20 protein-coding genes are annotated in these 20,415 nt (G+C 64.0%); 10 read left to right on the top strand and 10 right to left on the bottom strand.

Going from position 1 to position 20,415, the window contains the following annotated elements; genetic code table 11:
- The first annotated feature begins 199 nt into the window (after positions 1-199).
- Both ACCQ03_RS12285 and ACCQ03_RS12280 read left to right on the top strand, forming a co-directional pair.
- The gene (locus ACCQ03_RS12285) at positions 200-1,171 is read left to right on the top strand and encodes an IS5 family transposase (RefSeq protein ID WP_150147813.1); all 972 of its coding nucleotides are present in this window, start codon (positions 200-202) and stop codon (positions 1,169-1,171) included.
- A 130-nt stretch (positions 1,172-1,301) separates the two neighbouring features.
- Positions 1,302-1,637 carry an FAD-binding monooxygenase gene (locus tag ACCQ03_RS12280; RefSeq protein ID WP_372359817.1) on the top strand — a complete coding sequence of 112 codons (336 nt, stop codon included), beginning with the start codon at positions 1,302-1,304 and terminating at the stop codon, positions 1,635-1,637.
- Between the two features lie 115 nt (positions 1,638-1,752).
- Here the strand turns inward: ACCQ03_RS12280 and ACCQ03_RS12275 are convergent, their stop codons facing one another.
- Positions 1,753-2,724, bottom strand: coding sequence for an IS5 family transposase (locus ACCQ03_RS12275; protein WP_150147813.1), 972 nt, complete (start codon positions 2,722-2,724; stop codon positions 1,753-1,755).
- 253 nt (positions 2,725-2,977) lie between these two features.
- Between ACCQ03_RS12275 and ACCQ03_RS12270 the strand changes: the two genes are divergently transcribed.
- Positions 2,978-3,697 (top strand): hypothetical protein, encoded by a 720-nt coding sequence (locus tag ACCQ03_RS12270; RefSeq protein WP_057677403.1) that lies wholly within the window; start codon positions 2,978-2,980, stop codon positions 3,695-3,697.
- Between the two features lie 117 nt (positions 3,698-3,814).
- On the opposite strand, the gene ACCQ03_RS12265 is transcribed toward ACCQ03_RS12270, so the two are convergent.
- The 4 genes from ACCQ03_RS12265 to ACCQ03_RS12250 form a co-directional block, all read right to left on the bottom strand.
- On the bottom strand, positions 3,815-5,830 hold the full coding sequence (locus ACCQ03_RS12265) for a M2 family metallopeptidase (RefSeq protein WP_150145674.1): 2,016 nt from the start codon (positions 5,828-5,830) through the stop codon (positions 3,815-3,817).
- Between the two features lie 110 nt (positions 5,831-5,940).
- Positions 5,941-7,608, bottom strand: coding sequence for a phosphoethanolamine transferase (locus ACCQ03_RS12260; protein ID WP_057677401.1), 1,668 nt, complete (start codon positions 7,606-7,608; stop codon positions 5,941-5,943).
- Entirely contained in the window at positions 7,605-8,369 is a 765-nt protein-coding gene (locus ACCQ03_RS12255; RefSeq protein ID WP_209225452.1) for a phosphatase PAP2 family protein, read from the bottom strand. The genes ACCQ03_RS12260 and ACCQ03_RS12255 overlap by 4 nt, the downstream gene beginning before the upstream one ends.
- A 99-nt stretch (positions 8,370-8,468) precedes the next feature.
- Positions 8,469-10,202 carry an ArnT family glycosyltransferase gene (locus tag ACCQ03_RS12250; protein WP_057677400.1) on the bottom strand — a complete coding sequence of 578 codons (1,734 nt, stop codon included), beginning with the start codon at positions 10,200-10,202 and terminating at the stop codon, positions 8,469-8,471.
- 216 nt (positions 10,203-10,418) lie between these two features.
- Here ACCQ03_RS12250 and ACCQ03_RS12245 point away from each other — a divergent pair, with 216 nt between their 5' ends.
- The gene (locus ACCQ03_RS12245) at positions 10,419-11,135 is read left to right on the top strand and encodes a response regulator transcription factor (protein ID WP_017156552.1); all 717 of its coding nucleotides are present in this window, start codon (positions 10,419-10,421) and stop codon (positions 11,133-11,135) included.
- The gene (locus ACCQ03_RS12240) at positions 11,101-12,417 is read left to right on the top strand and encodes a sensor histidine kinase (RefSeq protein WP_057677399.1); all 1,317 of its coding nucleotides are present in this window, start codon (positions 11,101-11,103) and stop codon (positions 12,415-12,417) included. Before ACCQ03_RS12245 ends, ACCQ03_RS12240 begins: the two co-directional genes overlap by 35 nt.
- Positions 12,418-12,602: 185 nt before the next feature.
- On the opposite strand, the gene ACCQ03_RS12235 is transcribed toward ACCQ03_RS12240, so the two are convergent.
- The 5 genes from ACCQ03_RS12235 to ACCQ03_RS12215 all read right to left on the bottom strand — a co-directional run bounded on the left by ACCQ03_RS12235 (position 12,603) and on the right by ACCQ03_RS12215 (position 15,617).
- Positions 12,603-13,094, bottom strand: coding sequence for a hypothetical protein (locus ACCQ03_RS12235; protein WP_017156554.1), 492 nt, complete (start codon positions 13,092-13,094; stop codon positions 12,603-12,605).
- Between the two features lie 68 nt (positions 13,095-13,162).
- On the bottom strand, positions 13,163-13,420 hold the full coding sequence (gene minE, locus ACCQ03_RS12230) for a cell division topological specificity factor MinE (protein WP_003484370.1): 258 nt from the start codon (positions 13,418-13,420) through the stop codon (positions 13,163-13,165).
- Between the two features lie 2 nt (positions 13,421-13,422).
- Positions 13,423-14,232, bottom strand: a complete 810-nt coding sequence (gene minD, locus ACCQ03_RS12225) for a septum site-determining protein MinD (protein ID WP_005930297.1) — start codon at positions 14,230-14,232, stop codon at positions 13,423-13,425.
- A 35-nt stretch (positions 14,233-14,267) separates the two neighbouring features.
- A complete protein-coding gene (gene minC / locus ACCQ03_RS12220) occupies positions 14,268-15,014 on the bottom strand; it encodes a septum site-determining protein MinC (protein ID WP_057677398.1) in 747 nt (248 codons plus the stop codon).
- A 3-nt stretch (positions 15,015-15,017) separates the two neighbouring features.
- Entirely contained in the window at positions 15,018-15,617 is a 600-nt protein-coding gene (locus ACCQ03_RS12215; RefSeq protein ID WP_017156556.1) for a GNAT family N-acetyltransferase, read from the bottom strand.
- Positions 15,618-15,850: 233 nt separating this feature from the next.
- On the opposite strand from ACCQ03_RS12215, the gene ACCQ03_RS12210 reads away from it, so the two are divergent.
- The 5 genes from ACCQ03_RS12210 (at position 15,851) to ACCQ03_RS12190 (ending at position 20,365) form a co-directional block, all read left to right on the top strand.
- Complete coding sequence (locus tag ACCQ03_RS12210) at positions 15,851-17,047, top strand: sensor histidine kinase (RefSeq protein ID WP_005915636.1); 1,197 nt, start codon at positions 15,851-15,853, stop codon at positions 17,045-17,047.
- Entirely contained in the window at positions 17,047-17,688 is a 642-nt protein-coding gene (locus tag ACCQ03_RS12205) for a response regulator (RefSeq protein ID WP_008574699.1), read from the top strand. The genes ACCQ03_RS12210 and ACCQ03_RS12205 overlap by 1 nt, the downstream gene beginning before the upstream one ends.
- 350 nt (positions 17,689-18,038) lie before the next feature.
- Positions 18,039-19,220: a polyketide cyclase gene (locus tag ACCQ03_RS12200; protein ID WP_017156557.1), complete on the top strand. Its 1,182-nt coding sequence runs from the start codon at positions 18,039-18,041 to the stop codon at positions 19,218-19,220.
- Between the two features lie 81 nt (positions 19,221-19,301).
- The gene (locus ACCQ03_RS12195; RefSeq protein WP_057677397.1) at positions 19,302-19,688 is read left to right on the top strand and encodes a DUF423 domain-containing protein; all 387 of its coding nucleotides are present in this window, start codon (positions 19,302-19,304) and stop codon (positions 19,686-19,688) included.
- Between the two features lie 2 nt (positions 19,689-19,690).
- Complete coding sequence (locus ACCQ03_RS12190) at positions 19,691-20,365, top strand: DNA-3-methyladenine glycosylase family protein (RefSeq protein ID WP_033478221.1); 675 nt, start codon at positions 19,691-19,693, stop codon at positions 20,363-20,365.
- The last annotated feature ends 50 nt before the right edge of the window (positions 20,366-20,415 follow it).

The raw sequence follows: 20,415 nt of genomic DNA, 5'->3' as shown, positions 1-20,415 counted from the left end.
CTTTGCGCGTTACGGATAGCGATACCGGAAAGCTACCGTAACGATACTTGTTCGGCGACAGAGCCCTGCCCTAGGATTCAATCATCGTTTCGCAAACACTCGCCTCGGCAAGACGCGCTCATTATGGAGAGCTAAGGAAACTCTGAACAATCCATCGTGATCTGCCACAATCGATCAACGACCCGAGTAGACGATTTCGATGCAGCTGACCTTCGGCGACGCGGAGTACAACGGCAAGCGCAAGCGGACGCGGCGTGAGGTGTTCTTGGCCGAGATGGACCAGGTCGTGCCGTGGAAGGACCTGCTGGCGCTGATCGAGCCGCACTACCCGAAGTCGGGGCAGCCGGGGCGACAGCCGTATCGGCTGGAGACCATGCTGCGCATCCACTTTTTGCAGCAGTGGTATGCACTGAGCGATCCATCGGCGGAAGAAGCGCTGTACGACACGGTGTCGATGCGCCGTTTCGCCAAGATCGGCGGGCTGGATGAGGTGCCGGACGAGACGACGATTCTCAACTTCCGCCATCTGTTGGAGCAGCACGATTTGGCGCGCAAGCTGTTCAATCGGGTCAACGCGCACCTGTCGCGCAAGGGGCAGAGCTTGCGCGGCGGGACGATCGTGGACGCCACGATCATCGCTGCGCCCAGCTCGACCAAGAACAAGGATGGCGAGCGCGATCCGGAGATGCACCAAACCAAGAAGGGCAACCAGTACTACTTCGGGATGAAGGCGCACATCGGGGTGGACGATGACTCCGGGCTGGTGCACCACGTGGAGTGCACGGCGGCCAACGTGGCCGATATCACACAAGCGCACAAGCTGCTGCACGGCAAGGAGGACACGCTGTGCGCGGACAGCGGCTACACCGGGCTTGAGAAACGCGAGGAGATGAAGCGCAAGCGCAAACTGCGCTACCTGATCGCGGAGAAGCCCTCGAAGCTGAAGCAGATTAAGAACAAGCGCGAACTGAAGTTGGCCAAGCGCTGGGAGCACACAAAAGCCAGCCTGCGTGCAAAGGTGGAACACCCGTTTCGGGTGATCAAGCGCCAGTTTGGCTACGTCAAGGTGCGCTATCGCGGTTTGGCGAAGAACACCGCACAGATGCTGATGCTGTTTGCGCTGTCGAATCTGTGGCTGAAGCGCAAAGAGTTCATTACCGCCGCGGGGTAGGTGCGCCCGTAATCGGGACGATACCCCGAAAAAGCGCCAAAAACGGCGAAAAACCGAGGATCTGAGCGCGGTCACCGCGACCGATATGGCTTACCACATCCTCCGATCGCGTTGTTCAGACCTTCCCTAAATGGCTGACTCACTCCCCGCCGACATTATTCAAGCCATCGCCATATCGAACGCAAAATCCATAGGCGAGCAGCCCGCTGTTCTTGCAAACCTTGCTTTAGCGCAACAAATATTCAACCAGAACATGCAACAGCAAATTTCGCTCAGCCAGCAACAAGCCATGAATCAGGTGCAGATGGCTGCCGCTGCGAAGTGCGTCGCAATGATCGAACGCACAAGCGAGTGCAAAAATCAGCAAAGCATTGACCAGATGGTCAAGGACATCGAAAAGCCGACCCATCATTCGTGCCCGCCGTGGCGACGGCGCATGCATCCCGCAGCGTTAGGGAAGGTCTGAACAACGCGATCGGAGGATGTGGTAAGCCATATCGGTCGCGGTGACCGCGCTCAGATCCTCGGTTTTTCGCCGTTTTTGGCGCTTTTTCGGGGTATCGTCCCGATTACGGGCGCACCTACCCCGCGGCGGTAATGAACTCTTTGCGCTTCAGCCACAGATTCGACAGCGCAAACAGCATCAGCATCTGTGCGGTGTTCTTCGCCAAACCGCGATAGCGCACCTTGACGTAGCCAAACTGGCGCTTGATCACCCGAAACGGGTGTTCCACCTTTGCACGCAGGCTGGCTTTTGTGTGCTCCCAGCGCTTGGCCAACTTCAGTTCGCGCTTGTTCTTAATCTGCTTCAGCTTCGAGGGCTTCTCCGCGATCAGGTAGCGCAGTTTGCGCTTGCGCTTCATCTCCTCGCGTTTCTCAAGCCCGGTGTAGCCGCTGTCCGCGCACAGCGTGTCCTCCTTGCCGTGCAGCAGCTTGTGCGCTTGTGTGATATCGGCCACGTTGGCCGCCGTGCACTCCACGTGGTGCACCAGCCCGGAGTCATCGTCCACCCCGATGTGCGCCTTCATCCCGAAGTAGTACTGGTTGCCCTTCTTGGTTTGGTGCATCTCCGGATCGCGCTCGCCATCCTTGTTCTTGGTCGAGCTGGGCGCAGCGATGATCGTGGCGTCCACGATCGTCCCGCCGCGCAAGCTCTGCCCCTTGCGCGACAGGTGCGCGTTGACCCGATTGAACAGCTTGCGCGCCAAATCGTGCTGCTCCAACAGATGGCGGAAGTTGAGAATCGTCGTCTCGTCCGGCACCTCATCCAGCCCGCCGATCTTGGCGAAACGGCGCATCGACACCGTGTCGTACAGCGCTTCTTCCGCCGATGGATCGCTCAGTGCATACCACTGCTGCAAAAAGTGGATGCGCAGCATGGTCTCCAGCCGATACGGCTGTCGCCCCGGCTGCCCCGACTTCGGGTAGTGCGGCTCGATCAGCGCCAGCAGGTCCTTCCACGGCACGACCTGGTCCATCTCGGCCAAGAACACCTCACGCCGCGTCCGCTTGCGCTTGCCGTTGTACTCCGCGTCGCCGAAGGTCAGCTGCATCGAAATCGTCTACTCGGGTCGTTGATCGATTGTGGCAGATCACGATGGATTGTTCAGAGTTTCCTTAAAGCACCGGGGCGAGACAGGTTTTTGCAAATCAGGACGCACGCGGCCCGTGCACCTGCTGGATGATTTGTGCTTATGAAATCGGCCTTGGCTGACCCGATGGGAGTGACAGGACGGATGAGGGTGTATCGTGACCGAGGTGATGGGTGAGGTTGGGGAAGAGGAAATTCGATCAGCCTGTAACGCATTGCTTAGCAGCGACGCCTTTATCAAAGCGCCGCGAATGGGTCGTTTACTCACGTACCTGGTTGAGCAAGCAATTGCCGGGAGAAGCCGCAATACCAACGAGTACGCCATCGGTATTGACGTGTTCGATCGCAACCCGGCCAACTATGTTCCGGCGGAAGATCCGGTCGTCAGGGTGCAGGTGGGGCGCTTACGCCAGCGACTGAATTCTTATTATTGCCAACAGGGCGCGGCGGCGGCGCTTGTGATCAGTATTCCCCTTGGCAGTTACATGCCAGTGATACTGCGGCGCAACCCTGCGCCGTCTTCGCCTGGGAGCGGTCTGATCATTCAGCCGATCCACTACATTGCGGAGCGTAGCGATGGGCAGGCATTTACGCATGGACTCTACGAGGAACTACTTGATCAATTGTTCCAGACCTTCGGTGAAGCGTTTGCCGTGTTGCCGGTTGCAGCGTCTGCCAACGGCGACGCGATGACATCCAAAGAGCTTCTTTCTGGCGCTAGCGTCAACCACTCTATCGAGGGCAGTGTGCGTGTCGATGCCGAGCGCATTAGGGCCTCCTTCAGAATCGTGGACTCTTCGCTGCGCAGGATTCGCTGGGCGAGGCACTTCGATCGCTCGATCGGATTCGGCATACAGCAGCAGGAGGAACTGGCTACGTCAATCTGTACTGCGTTGAAGCAAGTCTTCTCGTTTGATTTGCGTGCGCGCTTGTAACCGTCGGGTGGGCCGACAGGCGCTGATTGCCAGATGCCCAACGCATCTGTTGACGTGGGGCAGCATACTCAAAAGATCCCCTAGGTCGGTCATGTAGCCTGCAACCGCCGCACAGGTTCAGCGCGAAACGGGATGTTCAGGGCTGCTGCTGTTGACCGGAATGCTGGCCTGCCACCCACACATCTGCCCCTGATTCTGCTGTTTCAACCATTCGCTCATTGGCGCGAAGTACTCCAGCATCGGGCCGGCATCGAGTTTGTCATTGCCGGTGAGTTCCTTGAGGGTGGTTTGCCAGGGCTGGCTGGAACCACGCTGCAGCATCGACCAGAACTTCTGCCCGGCGTCCTTGTTACCGTAGAAGCTGCAGTCGTACAGCGGCCCTTGATGGCCGGCGGCCTGACACAGGCCTTTGTAGAACTGGAATTGCAGGATATGCGCCAGAAAGTAGCGCGTGTACGGTGTGTTGCCCGGCACGTGGTACTTGGCGCCAGGGTCGAAGAATTCTTCGCCGCGCGCGCCGACCGGCGCCACGCCCTGGTACTTGGCTTTCAATTCCCACCAGGCCTGGTTGTAATGCTCGGGCGTGATGGAGCCGTCGAACACGCCCCAGCGCCAGCGGTCGATCATCAAACCAAACGGCAGGAACGCCACCTTGCTCAGGGCCATGCGCATCTGCGAATTGATCAACGACTCGCGACCGGTCTGTTGCTCGCCCACCATGTCGATCGACTGCAGGTACTTGGGCGTCATCGCCAGCACGATGGTGTCGCCGATCGCTTCGTGGAAGCCGTCGTTGGCGCCGTTCTGGAACAGCGGCGGTAACGGGTTATAGGCCAGGTCGTAATAGATGTGTCCCAGCTCGTGGTAGATGGTGGTGAAGTCTTCTTCGGTCGGTTTGATGCACATTTTGGTGCGCACATCCGCGCCGATGTTCTGGTTCGCCTCGCCGCCCATGTTCATGTCCCAGGCGCTGGCGTGGCACACCACATCGCGGTCCAGCGGCTTGATGAACTGCGAGCGCTGCCAATAGGTGTCCGGCAGCTTGGGCATGCCCAGCGAGGTGTAGAAATCCTGCGCGCGTTCGGTCATCTGCTTGGCGGTACGCAGCTGCGCTTCGCGTTCGGCGTTGAAGCGTGCGGCCGCGCCACCATCGCCGCCGGCGTTGCGCGCCAGCACTGCAGTGAGGTTGCCCTGGTACTGCTTTTCCAACGCGGAGGTGATGTCCAGGTCGCCGGCCCCGGGGTAGGGCTGCAGCAGATCCCACAGATTGCTCCAGTCCTGCTGCCACATGTTGCCCATCAGATGTGCCGGCAACAGGCCGCCGGCGACCTCGCCCTTGTCCTTACCGTATTGCGTATCGAGTTTGCCGCGCGCATAGCACTGCAACTGCGCATACAACGGCTTGACCTGTTCCCACAGGCGGTCGGTTTCGCTGGCCAGTTGCGCCGGCGGCATGTCGTAGCCGCTGCGCCATAGCACCCCGACGTCGGCGAAGCCCAGCCCGCGTGCGCCCTCGTTGGCCAGTTCCACGAAGCGTTGATAATCCTTGCGCATGGGCTGCGCAGTGCTGTGCCAGCCCTGCCAGGCGTCGAGTTGTTCGTTGTAGTCGCGGCTGCTGGCCAGCACTTGTTCCAACTCGCCGAGCTGGCGGCAGCGGCGCTGCTCGCCTTCGCCTACGCAGTAGCTGCCGGCGCCGTAATCGCCTTCCATCTTGGCCGCGATGCGGGTGAGCTCGGCCAGCTTGGCCGGGTCGCGCGGTGCGGGCAGGGCACTCATCAATTTCAGCAACTGCAGCGCACGCGCACTGTCGGCCGACATCGGCGTGCCGGCATACTGCTTGGATTGTTCGATCCACCGATCCAGCTGCGCCAGCGAACGTTCGTTGGCCTTGGCCGCCAGCAACTGCGAATCGCCGTTGATATAGGTCGACGACAGCCACTGCGCAGCGGTGGTTTCCGGATAGGTCGCCTTGTATTCGGCGCTGATGCGCGCAACGAACTGGTCGGCGCTTTCGGCCGGCGCGGCCTTGCTCGCGACAGGTTTGTCCGGTGGTGCCGCATCCCGGCGGCAGCCCGACAGGCTCAGGGTGCCGGCAGCCACAGCCAACGCCAGCAACAGCAAACGAGGATTCACGGGTGGTCCTTGCAGTGAAGTCCGGCGAAGGCTAGAGCGCGCCGGGTTTCAGGGCAAGGGGCAACGCACGCCACGCCTGCGATGCGGCAGGCAGACGCAGGCGTTGGCGATCAGCGCAACGTCGTGCCGGTGCACTTGGCGAACAGGTCGCGCTCGGGCGCGTAGGCGCTGGTCTTGACCTGCATCAACCCAAGTACCGACGGGAACAGCGCATCCTGATCGGTGTATTGCCCTGCACGGTGGCGCAGGCAGGCTTCGTCCAGGCCGCGATCGCGCGCGAACTCCGGCGAGAACCACATCACCATCGGCACATGGGTCTGCTCCTTGGGCGCGATGGCATACGGAACGCCGTGCAGGTACAGGCCTTTTTCGCCGAGCGATTCGCCGTGATCGGAGAGATAGATCATCGCCGTGTCGTAGTCCGGCAGGCCGCGCAGCGCATGGATGGCCTGATTGAGGAAGTGGTCGGTGTACACAATCGAATTGTCGTAGGCGTTGACGATGTCCTGGCGGCCGCAGCTGCCCAGATCCGCGGTCTTGCACACTGGCTTGAAGCGTTCGAACTGCGCCGGATATCGCTCGAAGTAGCTCGGGCCATGGCTGCCCAGTTGGTGCAGCACCACCACGCGGTCGCCAGGCTTTGCGCGCACCTGCGCAGCCAAGTCGCTCAACAGGATCTCGTCCATGCAGCGGCCATCGGCGCACAGGCCCGGTGTGGTGGCATCGTCCAGCCTCTGGATGTCCAACCCGTCGCACACGCCCTTGCACCCTGACTGGTTGTCGCGCCATAGCGTCGAGATGCCAGCGTGTTCCAGCACATGCAGGAACGACTGATGGCCTCGAATCATGTCTTCGTTGTAATCGCGACGGCCGTAGGGGGAGAACATGCAGGGCACCGAGACCTCGGTGCTGGTCCCGCACGAATGCATATCGGGGAAATTGATCACCCCTGCCTGCGCCAGCTCCGGCGTGGTCTGGCGGGCATAGCCGTTGAGACCCCAGTTCTGCGCGCGCGCGGTCTCGCCCAGCACCACCAGTAACAGGCGCGGGCGGCTGCCCGGCGCACGCGGCGTGGCCATCGCATCGTGCTCGATCGGCTGTTTGGGCGCGCGCTTGATCGGCGATTCGGATTTGAGGTTTTGCCGCAATGCCACGATGTAATTGATCGGCGTGGCCAAATAACGCACTTCGCGATGATTGCGCATCAGTGCGGAAATATCCTGCGACGAGAGCATGGCGCCAGCAGCGCCCACCACCGCCACCACCAGCAGGAAAACCGATCGCACCAGCACCGCCTTGCCCACGCTGCGTGCGCGCAAACGGGTGCGCCACAGCAATGCGGCCGGAATCAGGAAGTAGCACACCAGCGGGAGGATCAGGCCCGGCGTGAGCAGCTCGCGCGATTCCTTGTGATCGGTATGCAGCACGTTGCGCAGCATGTCCGCATCCAGATAGACGTTGTAGCTGTCCATGTAGTGCGCGGCCAGTGCGGTAGTGAACAGCAATAGCGTCAGCAGCGGCTTTGCATTCCAGCGCCAGACCAGCACGCCCAGGAGCAGCGCATGCACGGCCACCAGCAGCGCCATCAACGAGATCGCAAACCCGATGCTGCCCGGATGCGTGGCCATGGCCGTGCGCCAGAACAATTGATTGCACACCAAAGCAAAAAACAGGCTCGACAGCAGCACCAGCGCTTCGGTCGACACCGTCGGCCGCGTACTCCATGTCAGCGCGCGCAGGCCACTACGCTTGCGCGGTTCCGGCAACCAGGTACTCATGCTGCGTCCCCCGAGAGCAACATCAATCCAAGCGCGCGACGCGGCCGTTGCAGCATCACGCAGTACAGTGCAAGTGCGCTCACCCAGCACACCGCCAGCGACCACAGGTCGTGCGAGAGAAAATGCGCGCCGCGCAGTTGTTGCGCAACACTGAAAATGAGACCTGCCGCCAAGCCTATGAACAAACCTGCAAACCGCCATGCAGGACGGAGCGCCAGCGCACAAAAATACAGCGCCACCCATGCATAACCGGCACTGGCATGGCCGGCCGGAAAGCAACCGGACGCGGCAATGCCGTGGCGCGATTCGAATAGCCCGATCATCGCTTGCGTGCCGCCATAGCGGCTCAGATCCCACGGGCAATCCATCGCCGTCCACGACTTGAGCAGCGACACCAGCGAGGTCGACAGTGCGACGGAGGCGGCCAGGTAGGTCAGCGGCCAGCGCAACACCTTCAGGCGTGGCCTGCACCACGCAACGATGGCCAGCACCAGCACGCCGACCCCGGCTGCCGTGCTCAACCATTTACCCACGCGGTGGATCACGCCACTGGTGAACCAGTGGTCCTTGAGTAGCCAGTGCCCGCCTTCCAGCCGATACAGCGCATCGGCGATCCATTGGTCGCCACCGGCGCCCATCAACAGCGCGCTCGCCAACAGGACGCAGGCAAGGGGCAGCCACAGATGGCGCACGAAGAAGTGCGTCTTCATGCCGCTGGCGGTATGCGCCACGGCCGGCGCACGGATGGGAAGCGTTGTCATCGAGATGGCGGCCTGTGTCAATGCCCGACATCTTCGAAACCCGGATGTCGGAAAGCGGTCGGACCGGGGTTGCTTGGCCGTTAACCCGACGCCAAGCGTTCAGTCTGCATCGCCTTCGCTACCGGTCTGTTCGGCGTCGGACACGGTGGCGATGCAACCGGCATGCCACGCCGTGCCCGGCAGCAATTGCCATTGGTTGCGATTGGACTCGCCGATATCGATGCGTTGTGCCGGATCGATACACGCCGGCACCGCCTGCTTGAGCACGAACAGCCAGCGGGTGTGTGGCGCTTGCGCAAGCCACGGGCCTGCCTTGGCCCACTGCTCCTGCCAGCTCGCCTTGAAGCCGAAATCGGTGACCGGGCGATCGGCCTGCAGCAGGTTCTGTTCGCGCCAGGCCAGCATGCCCAGCTGCGCGTCCGGACCGATGCGCTGGCCCACGCGCTGCATCAAACCTGCGGACGAACTGTAGGGATCCAGCGCGGGCATCAACCCCAGGCCGAACACCGTCCACAGCGCGGCGGTCATCACCACCAGCGCGGTGCCCGCGCGTTTACCGCGCGACCATGCAATTGCGGCCAGGCCAACCACGCCCAGGCCGATCAACCAGAAACCCACCGGCTGCAGCGAGGCAAGCGCCATGCCGCGCTTGACTGCGGTGTTTTCGGCCCAGTGCAGATGCAGCGCAATGCCGCCGCCCAGCACCAGGCCGGCAACGCCAAGCAGCAGCACATACCCGCTCAGCAGCATCCGCACGCCGCGCCGGCGCAACAACCCGGCTAGCAGCGGCGCCGCGGCGATGCACAGCGCCGGCAGCATCGGGAAGATATAGACCTCGCGCTTGCCCGGGCTGGCGCTGAAGAACAGCAGCACCAGCACGCTCCAGGCCAGAAGCAGCACATAGCGTGGGTCGCCGCGGCGCAGTCGCCGCCACCAGGCCGGCAACAGCCACGGCAACAACAGGCAGCCGGGTAGCCACAAGGTGGCGATCACCTGCAGGTAGTACCAGAACGGTTTGACGTGATGCCAGGCGTGCGCGTAGCGCGTGCCGGTCTGCTTGAACAACAGCTCGTGCGCGTAGGCATGCAGCTGCGGGTCGTCGCTGTGCCACAGCGCGATGCCCAGCGGCCCCAGCCACACCGCCGTACCGGCCACGAACGCCGGCAGCACCAGTGCCCAGCTGCGTCCTGCCAGCGCGCGCGCCGGCAACACGCGCCAATGCGTACGCCGCAGCGCCATCCACGGCAGCAACAGCAGCAGCGGCAGAAAACCGACGCCCTTGGTCACCGTACCGACGCCGGCAGCAAACAGGCCCAGCGTCCATGCGCGCCAGTCCGGCCCGCGCAGCAGGTGCCGCAGCATTCCCCACAACGATAGGGTGGTCAGCGCCACCAGCACCATGTCGATCTGCGCACGCTTGGCCATCAGGCCGAACTGCAGCACCGTGAACGAGGCCAGCACCGCATGGGCCGCCACACGCCGGGTCCATAGCCGGCGCGCGATATCCCAGGTCAGCCACAGCGTGGCCAGCGCGGCCAGCAGCGACGGCAGCAGGAAGGCCACCGGCCAGTGCGGTACCAGTTCGTAGGTTGCCGCCTGCAGCCACATGAAGACCGGCGGTTTTTCTGCATACAACTCACTGCCACGGTGCGGCAACAGCCACTGGCCGGTCTCGACCATGGTGCGCGCGGCCAGCACGAAGCGCGGTTCGTCCGGCGGATTGGGTTGGCGCATGCCCAGCCCGGCCAGCAAGCTGACGAGGATCAACAGCAACGCGGCCAGCAGCGCGCGCTGGCGGGATGAGGAGGCAGCGATGGCAGGCGACACGCGCACGCCCTGAGTAGATGCGGGCAGACACTATCTGGCAAGTGGGTCGGAAATTTGTCGGAGCCGAGCCCGCGTGATCGTGCATCGCAGCGCAGGCATCGCCGTGCGCGGGTGCTGAAGCGCAACCGATCGGGAAGACCGTACCGGCGATGGCGGTTGCACTTGGCCGGCCTCGGTTAGGATGCGCACACTGTGCCTGCCAGGCGTCCCGGAACTCCGCTCATGCGGCTGCTGGTCATTGAAGACAACCGCAATATGGTTGCCAACCTGTTCGACTATTTCGAAGCGCGCGGGCATACCCTGGACGCCGCGCCCGATGGCGTCACCGGCCTGCACCTGGCCACCACCCAGCAGTACGACGCATTGATCCTGGACTGGATGATGCCGCGCATGGATGGACCGGAAGTGCTGCGCCGGCTGCGCGAGCAGCACCAGTCCGAACTGCCGGTGATCATGCTCACCGCACGCGACGAACTGCCGGACAAGATTGCCGGCTTTCGCGCCGGCGCCGACGACTACCTGACCAAACCCTTCGCCTTGCCCGAGCTAGAGGTGCGTATCGAAGCCTTGCTGGCGCGTGCGCACGGCCGTCGCCGCGGCAAGCTGCTGCAAGTGGCCGACCTGCGCCTGGACCTGGCCACGCTGGAAGCCACCCGCGCCGGCCAGGTGCTGCACCTGTATCCGGCCTGCCGCAAGTTGCTGGAAGTGCTCATGCAGGCCAGCCCGGCCGCGGTGACGCGGCAACGCCTGGAGCAATCGTTGTGGGGCGACGATCCGCCCGACGGCGACATGCTGCGCTCGCATATCTACGAGTTGCGTCGCAGCGTGGACGGCCCGTTCGCGCAAAAACTGATCCATACCTTGCCGCGGCTCGGCTACCGGCTGGCGCAGCTGGATGCGGCCGATGCACCTGGCGCCGGCGACTGCAGCGATGTCTAAACAGCGCCCGTTGGGTCGCCGCGTGCTGGTGTGGTTGTTCGGCTACACGCTGCTGATGACGCTGGCGGTGTTCGGCACTGCGCAGTACCTGCACGAACGCGCCGAACATGGCGTGTGGCGCTCGCTGCTGAATTCCGAACTGGACAGCATCCTCGAGCGCAGCGTGCAGAATCCGGAGTATCACTGGCAGGACTCGGACACCTTGCGGCTGTACCGCGTCGAGGATGTCGCGCGCACACCGCCGGTCTTGCGCACCCTGCATCCCGGCCTGCACGACGGTCTGGAGATCGCCGGTCGCCAGAGTGCGGTGATGGTGCGCGACACCGCGCATGCCGGCCGCCTGGCCCTGGTGCTGGACATCACCGATTTCGAAGCGCTGGAAAAATTCCTTACCCGCTGGATGCTGGCCGCCGGCATCGCGCTGATCGGCATCACCTTGCTGATGGGCACGTATGCGATGGCCCGGCTGGTGCGCCCTTTGGTGGAACTTGCGCGCGACATCGGCGCATTGCGGCCGGAGCAGCGCGCGCAGCAGATTGCGGTCGGGCCACAGGGCAGCGCCGAGTTGTACGTCATTGCCGATGCGCTCAACGATTATCTCGAGCGCAACAGCCAGTTCGTCGACCGTGAGCGCGCCTTCATCGACAGCGCCAGCCACGAACTGCGCACGCCCATCGCGGTGATCGGCAATGCGGTGGAGCTGGCGCTGGAGCAACCCGGCACGCCGCCGGCGGTACGCCACCAGCTGCAGCGCATTGCGCAGACCAGCGCCTCGGTCGAGCAGTTGATCACCTTGCTGCTGGTGCTGGCCAAGGACCCTGGCCGGCTGGTGCGCAGCAGCGATTCGGTGCGGCTGGATCAGTTGCTGCCGGACATCGTGGCCGACCACACGCACCTGTGCGCCGACAAGGATCTGCAACTGGTCATGGACCCGTTGCCGCCGTGCAGCCTGGTCGCGCCGGTCGCCATCGTGCAGACGGCCATCGGCAACCTGCTGCGCAACGCCATCGAAAACAGCGACCGCGGCATCATTCGCATCTCGCTGTCGGCGCCCGGCGTGGTCCGCATTGCCGACCCTGGCCATGGCATGACACCCGAAGAGATCAGCGCCATCTACACGCGCCTGGCGCGCGGCAACGCCCGCCAGGGGAGCGGCATCGGGCTGGAACTGATCGGACGGTTGTGCGAGCACCTGGGCTGGCACCTGCAGCTGGATTCCAACGCCGGGCAGGGCACGGTGGCCACGCTGGATCTCTCCGGCGCCACGGCAACGGGATCCTGAGGGCGATCACGCGACCGACTGCGCTCGCGCCGGATGGTGCGTCCGGTACTCGCTCCTGCAGGTGCCACACGTGCGCCGTGGCTCCTGCGAACGCCACACCGGCCTAGTGACCGTTCGCTGCTGACAGCTACTCGCTGCGATTGCGCCGGCGCTTGAACGCGCCGCGCTCGCTCAGACAGGCCACTTCAGGCAGGCAGCAGGCCGCGAGCGTCCAGCCAGCTGCGCGCGTCCTCCGCGTCGTGCTCGAACCAGGCGCGGGTGGAGCCCAGCCGATACGTATAGCCCCAGCGGTCCATGTCCGCCATCAGGCGCGCGCTGCCCACGCCGGGCAGTTGCTCGGCCAGCAGGATCTGCAGGTAACAGGTGGCGTCTTCTTCCTCCACCGAATCGGTGGCATCGGTGTGCACCGCGGCGCGTTTTTCCGCAGGCAGCACGATCAGATGTCCGGCTTCGTGCAGGAGCGAATGCACCGGTGTGTCGTCGCGCACATACACATCGCAGCCGATGATGCCGGCCTCCGGTTCTCCCCAGAAACTGCCTGGAATCGCCGCGCCCGATTCCACACGATGCAGGCGCAAGCCATAGCGCGCGAGCAGGGCGGCAGGTGCGTCCAGGCCGATATCGGCCACGCAAAGAACATCGGCGGCGGTGGGTGTGGCAGTGGGGGCAGTGGTCACGCGCAATGGCTCGCGGTCAGGTCACATGCGACAACGGCACCGTGCGAACCCGGTGCCGTTCTGGGCGCTTACTTGTCGCCGTCTTCCGGCAGGGCGACCGAGATGTCCAGCACGTCATGCTCGCCGTCCTTGACCAGATCAACCCGCACCGCATCGGCGTCGATGTTGACGTACTTCTTGATCACTTCCAGCAGTTCGCGCTGCATCAGCGGCAGGTAATCCGGCCCGCCGCGATGGTTGCGCTCCTGCGCAATGATGATCTGCAGGCGGTTCTTGGCCGTCTCGGCGGTGTTCTTCTTGCTCTTGAGAAAATCGAGCAGGCCCATGCTTACCCTCCGAACAGCTTGCTGAAGAAGCCTTTCTTCTCCACGGATGTGAATCGCATCGGGCGCTCCTCGCCCATGATGCGGGCGACTGCGTCGTCATACGCCTGGCCGGCCGGGGACTCGGCATCCAGGATCACCGGCTCGCCCTTGTTGGAGGCGTTGAGCACGTCGCCGGATTCGGGAATCACGCCGATCGCCTTCAGGCCGAGCACTTCTTCCACGTCGGTGATGCTGAGCATCTCGCCGCCTTCCACGCGGCCGGGGCTGTAGCGGGTCAGCAACAGGAACGCCGGCACGGCCTTGCCTTCTTCGGCCTTGCGGGTCTTGGAATCGAGCAGGCCGATGATGCGGTCCGAGTCGCGCACCGAAGACACTTCCGGATTGACCACCACCACCGCGCGGTCGGCGAAATACATCGCCAGGAACGCGCCTTTTTCGATACCGGCCGGCGAGTCGCAGACGATGTAGTCGAAGCCGTCGGCGGCCAGGTCCTTGAGCACCTTTTCCACGCCTTCCTGGGTCAGCGCGTCCTTGTCGCGCGTCTGCGAGGCGGCCAGGACGTACAGGTTCTCGAACCGCTTGTCCTTGATCAGCGATTGCTTGAGCGTGGCTTCGCCGTGTACGACATTGACGAAGTCGTACACCACACGCCGCTCGCAGCCCATGATCAGGTCCAGGTTGCGCAAGCCAACGTCGAAGTCGATGACCGCCACCTTCTTGCCGCGTTTGGCCAGCCCGCAAGCCAGGCTTGCGCTGGTGGTGGTCTTGCCGACGCCGCCCTTGCCGGAGGTGACTACGATGATTTCAGCCAAAGGATTTCTCCGAATATTTCTGTGGTTGGGCCGCGTCAATCAAGCGCAGCGATCTTGATCTGATCCTGCTCCAGCCAGACCTGGACGGCCTTGCCACGCAGGTCCATGGGAACATCGTCCAGCACCTTGTAGTGGCCAGCGATGGCAACCAGTTCGGCGTGGAAGTCGCGGCAGAAGATGCGCGCGTCGGGGTTGCCCTGCGCGCCGGCCAGAGCGCGGCCACGCAGGGTACCGTAGATGTGGATGCTGCCGTCGGCGATGACCTCGGCCCCGGCACCGACCGTACTGAGTACGGTCAGGTCGCAGTTCTCCGCGTACAGCTGCTGACCCGAACGCACCGCGGTGCGCTGCATCCGGCCCGGAGCCGGTCGCGCGGCCGGCGGCGCGGGTTCGGCACGTGCGGGCGGCGGCGGTGGCGGCGGCGGACTGACCGCGCTCGGCTCGTACTGCGCGCGAAACTTGGCCAGCAGCGGCACGCCCAACTGCTGGGACAGCAGGTCGATCTCGCTGGTGCCGTAGGCCAGCGCCACCGGCAGCACGCCGGCATCGCGCAGACCTTCCAGCAGGGACTTGGCCGTGGCCAGGTCCGGCACCTGCGACAGCCCGCCGAAATCCAGGATCACCGCCGCACGGCCGAACAACTTGGGCGCGCGGCTCACGCGCTCGCGCATTTCCTGCACCAGCCGCGGCACATCCAGCGTCCGCACGCGCAGGTTGGCAATACCTACCTGGCCGATCTTCAGTTCGCCGGCCTGCTCAAAATCCACATTCACACTTGCCACAACTCAGCTCCCCGTCGATGGGCTAGCGGTGGTGGCGGCATGACGCGGCCGGCCCACCCACGGCAAGTGGTCGGGCAACTTGCCGCCATAGGTCTCCTTGACCCACCGATAGCTGCACATGTCTTTCATCAGCATGCTGGCGCGCACTTCCACGTCGGGCATGGTGTTCTGGCCAACCTCACGGAAGCCGAAGCTGCCATGGAACAGCAAGGCCGCATCTGCGCCATGGTCCAGAAACACCTCGCACGCCAGCTGCGGGTAACGCAGCTCGGTATAGCTCTGCACATCGGCATAGAACGCCCGCCCGACGCCACCGCCGCGGCGGCGGCTGGCGACCACGATGCGGTCGATATAGAAGAATTCCGGGTGGCGGTCCCGAAACCAGGCGAAATTGCTGCTGTCGTGCGCACTGCCGCTTCCGAAACCGACCAGAAACCCGGCCAGGTTGCCGTCGCGCTCGGCGACGCGGAAATATTCGGCCTGCGCGTAGAAACGTTGCAGCTTGGTTGAATCCAGCGGCAGGATCGCCAGTCCGGCATTGTTGTTCAGGGCCAGGACGGAATCGAGCTCGTGCTCGCGCACGTCGCGGATGACGATCGACATTGGGACTCCGTGGGGTAACGCCTCGACCCGAAATCGGATCTGCGTCGGATTATTACATGCGGGGCCTGAAGCGGCGACCCGCCACGTGCGATCGGCCGGCGCGCGGCAGGTGCCGGCATGCAACGGCGCGTCGGCACAGGCGCGGTGCGGGCCGGCATCCGCAATCCTTGCACGCCGGCATGCATGACTTCCGGCAAGAGGGCAGCGCGGTCGCTTACGCCTAAGATGCGGACATGTTGGGATACCTCAGTCATACGCGCGTCCTGCGCTTCGCCGGCCTGTTCACCTGGGCGATGATCGTCATGCCCCTGGTGTACACGTACTGGCCGCCGGCCGAAGAGGGCGACCACCGCAGCGTGGCCGAGGCGGTGATGATGTCGGCATTCTTCATCGGCTTCGGCGCCAGCTACTTCTGGTTGACCCGCGGCTTGAACAGCGGCGGCCACGCGCACTGGTACGACCGGCTGATCCTGTTGCTGCTCACCATCTGCGCGCTGGCGGTGAGCTATCTGAGCGGAACCGGGCTCGGCAGCATCCTGATGATGGTGGCGGCCGGGGTGATCCCGTGGCTGCTGCCGCTGCGCGTGGGCGTGCTGTGGTTGGTGCTGAGCCAGCTGGCGGTGCTGCCGGTGTTCTACTACCTGCGCCCGGACTTCACCCTGTTCGCGGCGTTGATGCAGTCGCTGTTGTACGGCGGCTTTTCGATGTTCATCTTCGTCACCAGCCTGGTGGCCCGCCAACAGACCGATGCGCGCGAAGAGCAACGCCGGCTCAATGCCGAATTGCGCGCCACCCGCGCGTTGCTGGCCGAGAGCGCGCGCATCAACGAGCGCACCCGTATCTCGCGCGAGCTGCACGATCTGCTGGGCCATCACCTCACCGCGCTCAGTCTCAACCTCGAAGTGGCCGGTCACATCACCGAGGGGCAGGCCCAGGAGCATGTGCGCCAGGCGCACACGCTGGCCAAGTTGTTGCTCACCGATGTGCGCGAGGCGGTCAGCCATCTGCGCGACAGCGGTGCGATCGACCTGGAAGCGGCGCTGCGCCCGCTGGTCACCCAGGTGCCGTCGTTGGATATCCATCTGGACATCGCCCAGCCGCTGACCCTGGACGACCCCGAGCGCGCCCACGTGCTGCTGCGCTGCACCCAGGAAATCATCACCAATGCGGTGCGCCACGCCGGCGCGCGCAACCTGTGGATCCAGGTGCGCCGCGATGCCGATACGGTGCTGATCGACGCCCGCGACGACGGCCACGGCGCCGATGCGGTCGCGCCCGGCAACGGGCTGCGCGGCATGCGCGAGCGGTTGAACCAGTATGGTGGGCAGCTCGAAATTCAAACCCGGCGGGGTGACGGCTTTGGCCTGCGCATCGCTGTTCCAGGCGCGCCGGCACTGATGCCTGCGGCCGTGACTCAAGGAGTGTTGTGATGATCCGTGTGTGCCTGGTCGACGATCAAACCCTGGTGCGCCAGGGGATCCGCTCGCTGTTGGCGCTGGACGACGGCATCGAGGTAGTGGCCGAGGCCTCCGACGGCAAGCAGGCGGTGGAGCAGATTCCGCAGATCCAGCCGGACGTGGTGCTGATGGACATGCGCATGCCGGTGATGTCCGGGCTGGAAGCGCTGCAGATGCTCTCGCGCAACGGCACCCTGCCGCCGACCATCATCCTGACCACCTTCGACGACGACCAATTGGTATTGGCCGGGCTCAAGGCCGGCGCCAAGGGCTACCTGCTCAAGGACGTCTCGCTGGAACAACTGGTCGGCGCCATCCGCACCGTCGCCGAAGGTGGTTCGCTGGTGCAGCCGGCAGTGACCCAGCGCCTGCTCTCGGGCCTGGAGCACATGCGCAACGAGTTCGTTAGCCTGGACCGGCCCGATCCGCTCACCGACCGCGAGACCGAGATCCTGCGGCTGATGGCGAGCGGGTTCTCCAACAAGGAAATCGCCAACTCGCTGGGTGTGGCCGAAGGCACCATCAAGAATCACGTCTCCAACATCCTCTCCAAGCTCGGCGTACGCGACCGCACCCGCGCGGTGCTGAAGGCGTTCGAGCTGCAGTTGGTGTGAGATCGGCGCCGCACCGCCAAGCTCGACGCCGCGCCAGCCTGCAGCAAGGGCGGAGCTCGCATTCAGGACGCTGCAGCGCCGGTGGGACTGCCAGACGGGCGGCCCGGTGCCGCCTGGCAGCTGCAACATCACACGCACGCAGCACGTGATGTGCATGATAGCGGCGCGCAATCGCCCAAACCCTTGTGCAGGTTGGGATTGCGCATCCCCTACGCGCTGCGTTGCGCGGTGAATGACACCGCAAGACCGCGCTACCCGTCGCACAACTGAACATCTTTCTCGAAGCCTGCTAGGATGGTGGCTTCGCTTCACTCAACCCGGCCGTGGGATCGGCCCCGGAGACCTCCTGAATGACCCGTATTATCGAGTTCCTGATCGCCTTGGGGATCGTGGCTGGCTTGTTTGTCGTGGTGGGCTTGGTGTTGCCCTCGGAGCGGCAGATGTCCGAGAGTGTTGAGACCAACCGCAGGATGACGATTGTTTACGACACCGTGAACAGCTTCCGTCGTTTCAAGGATTGGAACCCGCTTGTGCTGCGTGACCCGAAGATCCAGCTGAAGCTGGCCGGCCCGGAAGAGGGCAAGGGTGCACGCGTCGAATACAGCTCCACCGAGGGCTATATCGGCAACGGCAGCTGGGAGATCAAAAACAGCGTCAAGAACGAGCGTGTCGAGATCGCGATCGAAGATCCCACCAAGGGCTACGACAAGGTCACCAATTTCACCCTGGTGCCGACCGGCAAGAACAACAAGAACGTCAAGATCACCCAGGATTACAGCGTCAAGTACGGCTGGAACCTGTTCGGTCGCTATGCCGGTCTGTACGTCAGCCGCCACGTGGGCGACGACCTGAAGCTGGGTCTGTCGCGTCTGGCGACCGCGCTGGCCACCGTGCCGAACTTCGACTACCGCGCCGAGCTTGACGGCAAGCCGGTGTTGAGCGACCTGAAGATCGTCGATGTGCCGGCCGAGGACCTGTTGGTCGTCACCGCGGGCAACATCGATCGTGACAACGAGACGATCAAGAAGTCGATCAAGGACAACCAGGAGTGGATCAAGCGCGTGATGGATTCCAACGGCCTTGAAGCGGTTGGTCCGGTGCGCATCGTGACCACCGACTTTGCGTCCGACAAGTACGCCTTCGACGTGGTGCAGCCGGTGCGCAAGCGCGCTGGTGGCGCTCCGAAGACCGACGCCAAGGCCGACACTGCCAAGACCGACGCCAAGAAGGACGACGCGGCTGGCGCGGCACCTGCCGATGCAACCCCGGTGGCTGCGACCGGCGACGAGCTGAAGCTCAACATTCCGTCCGAAGCACCGGTGAAGTACCAGCGGGTTCCGGCGCACCGTTCGGCGTTTGCGACCTACGCAGGCCATATGGCCGGTCTGGACGCAGTGCGTAACTCGTTGCGTGCCTGGGCTGCCACCAGTGGCATGGACGTGACCGATCGTCCGTACGAAGCCTGGAAGGGTGGCGTGGACAAGTCGTTCACCCAGGACGGTACGTACGACGTCTACTGGGCCATCAAGTAATCGTCTCACCGCGATGAGCTGATCCAGACGAAAACGCGCCGCAGACTTGCGGCGCGTTTTTTTTTGCGCTGCGGCGCTGCTATGGAAGTTGCCTGCATGTCTTTGCTTGATCGTCGCAAGAAACACCCCTCGCTGCTGGCGTTCTGCGGTGGCCTGTTGGCGGCCATTGCCGTCGGTCTATCGGCCTATGCCTCGCACGGCGTTGCCGATGCGGTGGTGCAGTCGCGGTTGCAGCTGGCGTCCTTGTACGCATTCGGCCATGGCGCGGTCCTCACCGTGCTGGGCGCCACCGAAACGCGCGCGCTGGGCAGGGTGGGCTTGTACCTGTTGTTGCTCGGCACCTTGCTGTTTACCGGTAGCCTGGTCGGGGGCGCGCTGCTGCAGTGGCCGACCACCCTGGCGCCGGTCGGCGGAGTTGGCCTGATGCTGGGCTGGGTGGTGCTGGCCATCGGTGCGTTGAGGCGCTGAGCATGCCGCGCCATGCCCGCGGATTCGATGTGGAGGCTGCGTTCGCGTACCTGTCCCGGCGCGATCGCGCGCTGGGCGCGTGGATGAAGCGCATTGGCCCGATCGCCCCGCAACCAGGGTGGCACAAACCCTTCGATCCGGTGGATGCGCTGGCACGCGCCATCCTGTTTCAGCAACTCAGCGGCAAGGCGGCGTCGACCATCGTGGCGCGGGTGGAAGTGGCGATCGGCGCGCAGCGGCTGCATGCGGACACCCTCGGCCGTATCGACGATGCGGCACTGCGTGCCTGCGGCGTTTCCGGCAATAAGGCGCTCGCGCTGCGCGATCTGGCGCGGCGCGAAAGCGAAGGCGAGATTCCCTCGCTGCGCAGACTCGCTTTCATGGACGAGGACGCCATCGTGCAGGCGCTGGTGCCGGTGCGCGGCATCGGCCGCTGGACGGTGGAAATGATGCTGATGTTCCGCCTGGGCCGCCCGGATCTGTTGCCCATCGACGACCTGGGCGTGCGCAAAGGGGCGCAGCGCGTGGACAAGCAGGAGCAGATGCCTACGCCCAAGGACTTGGCTGCTCGCGGCGAACGCTGGGGCCCGTACCGCACCTATGCCGCGTTCTATCTGTGGAAGATTGCCGACTTCAGTGTGGCGACCAAGGTGCCGACACCGCGTTCGCAGGAGTAGGGCGCTCGCACGCGGGTCAGACGCGACGGGCGGTAATCTCCAGCCGCGCT

Origin of the sequence: Xanthomonas sp. NCPPB 3569 (assembly GCF_041475645.2) — a bacterium.
GTDB lineage: Bacteria > Pseudomonadota > Gammaproteobacteria > Xanthomonadales > Xanthomonadaceae > Xanthomonas > Xanthomonas phaseoli.
This window is presented reverse-complemented; position numbering and strand designations above follow the sequence as displayed.

Bases quoted from the DNA above. Each gene is read 5' to 3' on its own strand.
- ACCQ03_RS12285 (WP_150147813.1), top strand. From the start codon at position 200: ATGCAGCTGACCTTCGGCGACGCGGAGTACAACGGCAAGCGCAAGCGG.
- ACCQ03_RS12280 (WP_372359817.1), top strand. From the start codon at position 1,302: ATGGCTGACTCACTCCCCGCCGACATTATTCAAGCCATCGCCATATCG.
- ACCQ03_RS12275 (WP_150147813.1), bottom strand. From the start codon at position 2,724: ATGCAGCTGACCTTCGGCGACGCGGAGTACAACGGCAAGCGCAAGCGG.
- ACCQ03_RS12260 (WP_057677401.1), bottom strand. From the start codon at position 7,608: ATGAGTACCTGGTTGCCGGAACCGCGCAAGCGTAGTGGCCTGCGCGCG.
- ACCQ03_RS12255 (WP_209225452.1), bottom strand. From the start codon at position 8,369: ATGACAACGCTTCCCATCCGTGCGCCGGCCGTGGCGCATACCGCCAGC.
- ACCQ03_RS12245 (WP_017156552.1), top strand. From the start codon at position 10,419: ATGCGGCTGCTGGTCATTGAAGACAACCGCAATATGGTTGCCAACCTG.
- ACCQ03_RS12240 (WP_057677399.1), top strand. From the start codon at position 11,101: ATGCACCTGGCGCCGGCGACTGCAGCGATGTCTAAACAGCGCCCGTTG.
- minE (WP_003484370.1), bottom strand. From the start codon at position 13,420: ATGGGCCTGCTCGATTTTCTCAAGAGCAAGAAGAACACCGCCGAGACG.
- ACCQ03_RS12215 (WP_017156556.1), bottom strand. From the start codon at position 15,617: ATGTCGATCGTCATCCGCGACGTGCGCGAGCACGAGCTCGATTCCGTC.
- ACCQ03_RS12210 (WP_005915636.1), top strand. From the start codon at position 15,851: ATGTTGGGATACCTCAGTCATACGCGCGTCCTGCGCTTCGCCGGCCTG.
- ACCQ03_RS12205 (WP_008574699.1), top strand. From the start codon at position 17,047: ATGATCCGTGTGTGCCTGGTCGACGATCAAACCCTGGTGCGCCAGGGG.
- ACCQ03_RS12200 (WP_017156557.1), top strand. From the start codon at position 18,039: ATGACCCGTATTATCGAGTTCCTGATCGCCTTGGGGATCGTGGCTGGC.
- ACCQ03_RS12195 (WP_057677397.1), top strand. From the start codon at position 19,302: ATGGAAGTTGCCTGCATGTCTTTGCTTGATCGTCGCAAGAAACACCCC.
- ACCQ03_RS12190 (WP_033478221.1), top strand. From the start codon at position 19,691: ATGCCGCGCCATGCCCGCGGATTCGATGTGGAGGCTGCGTTCGCGTAC.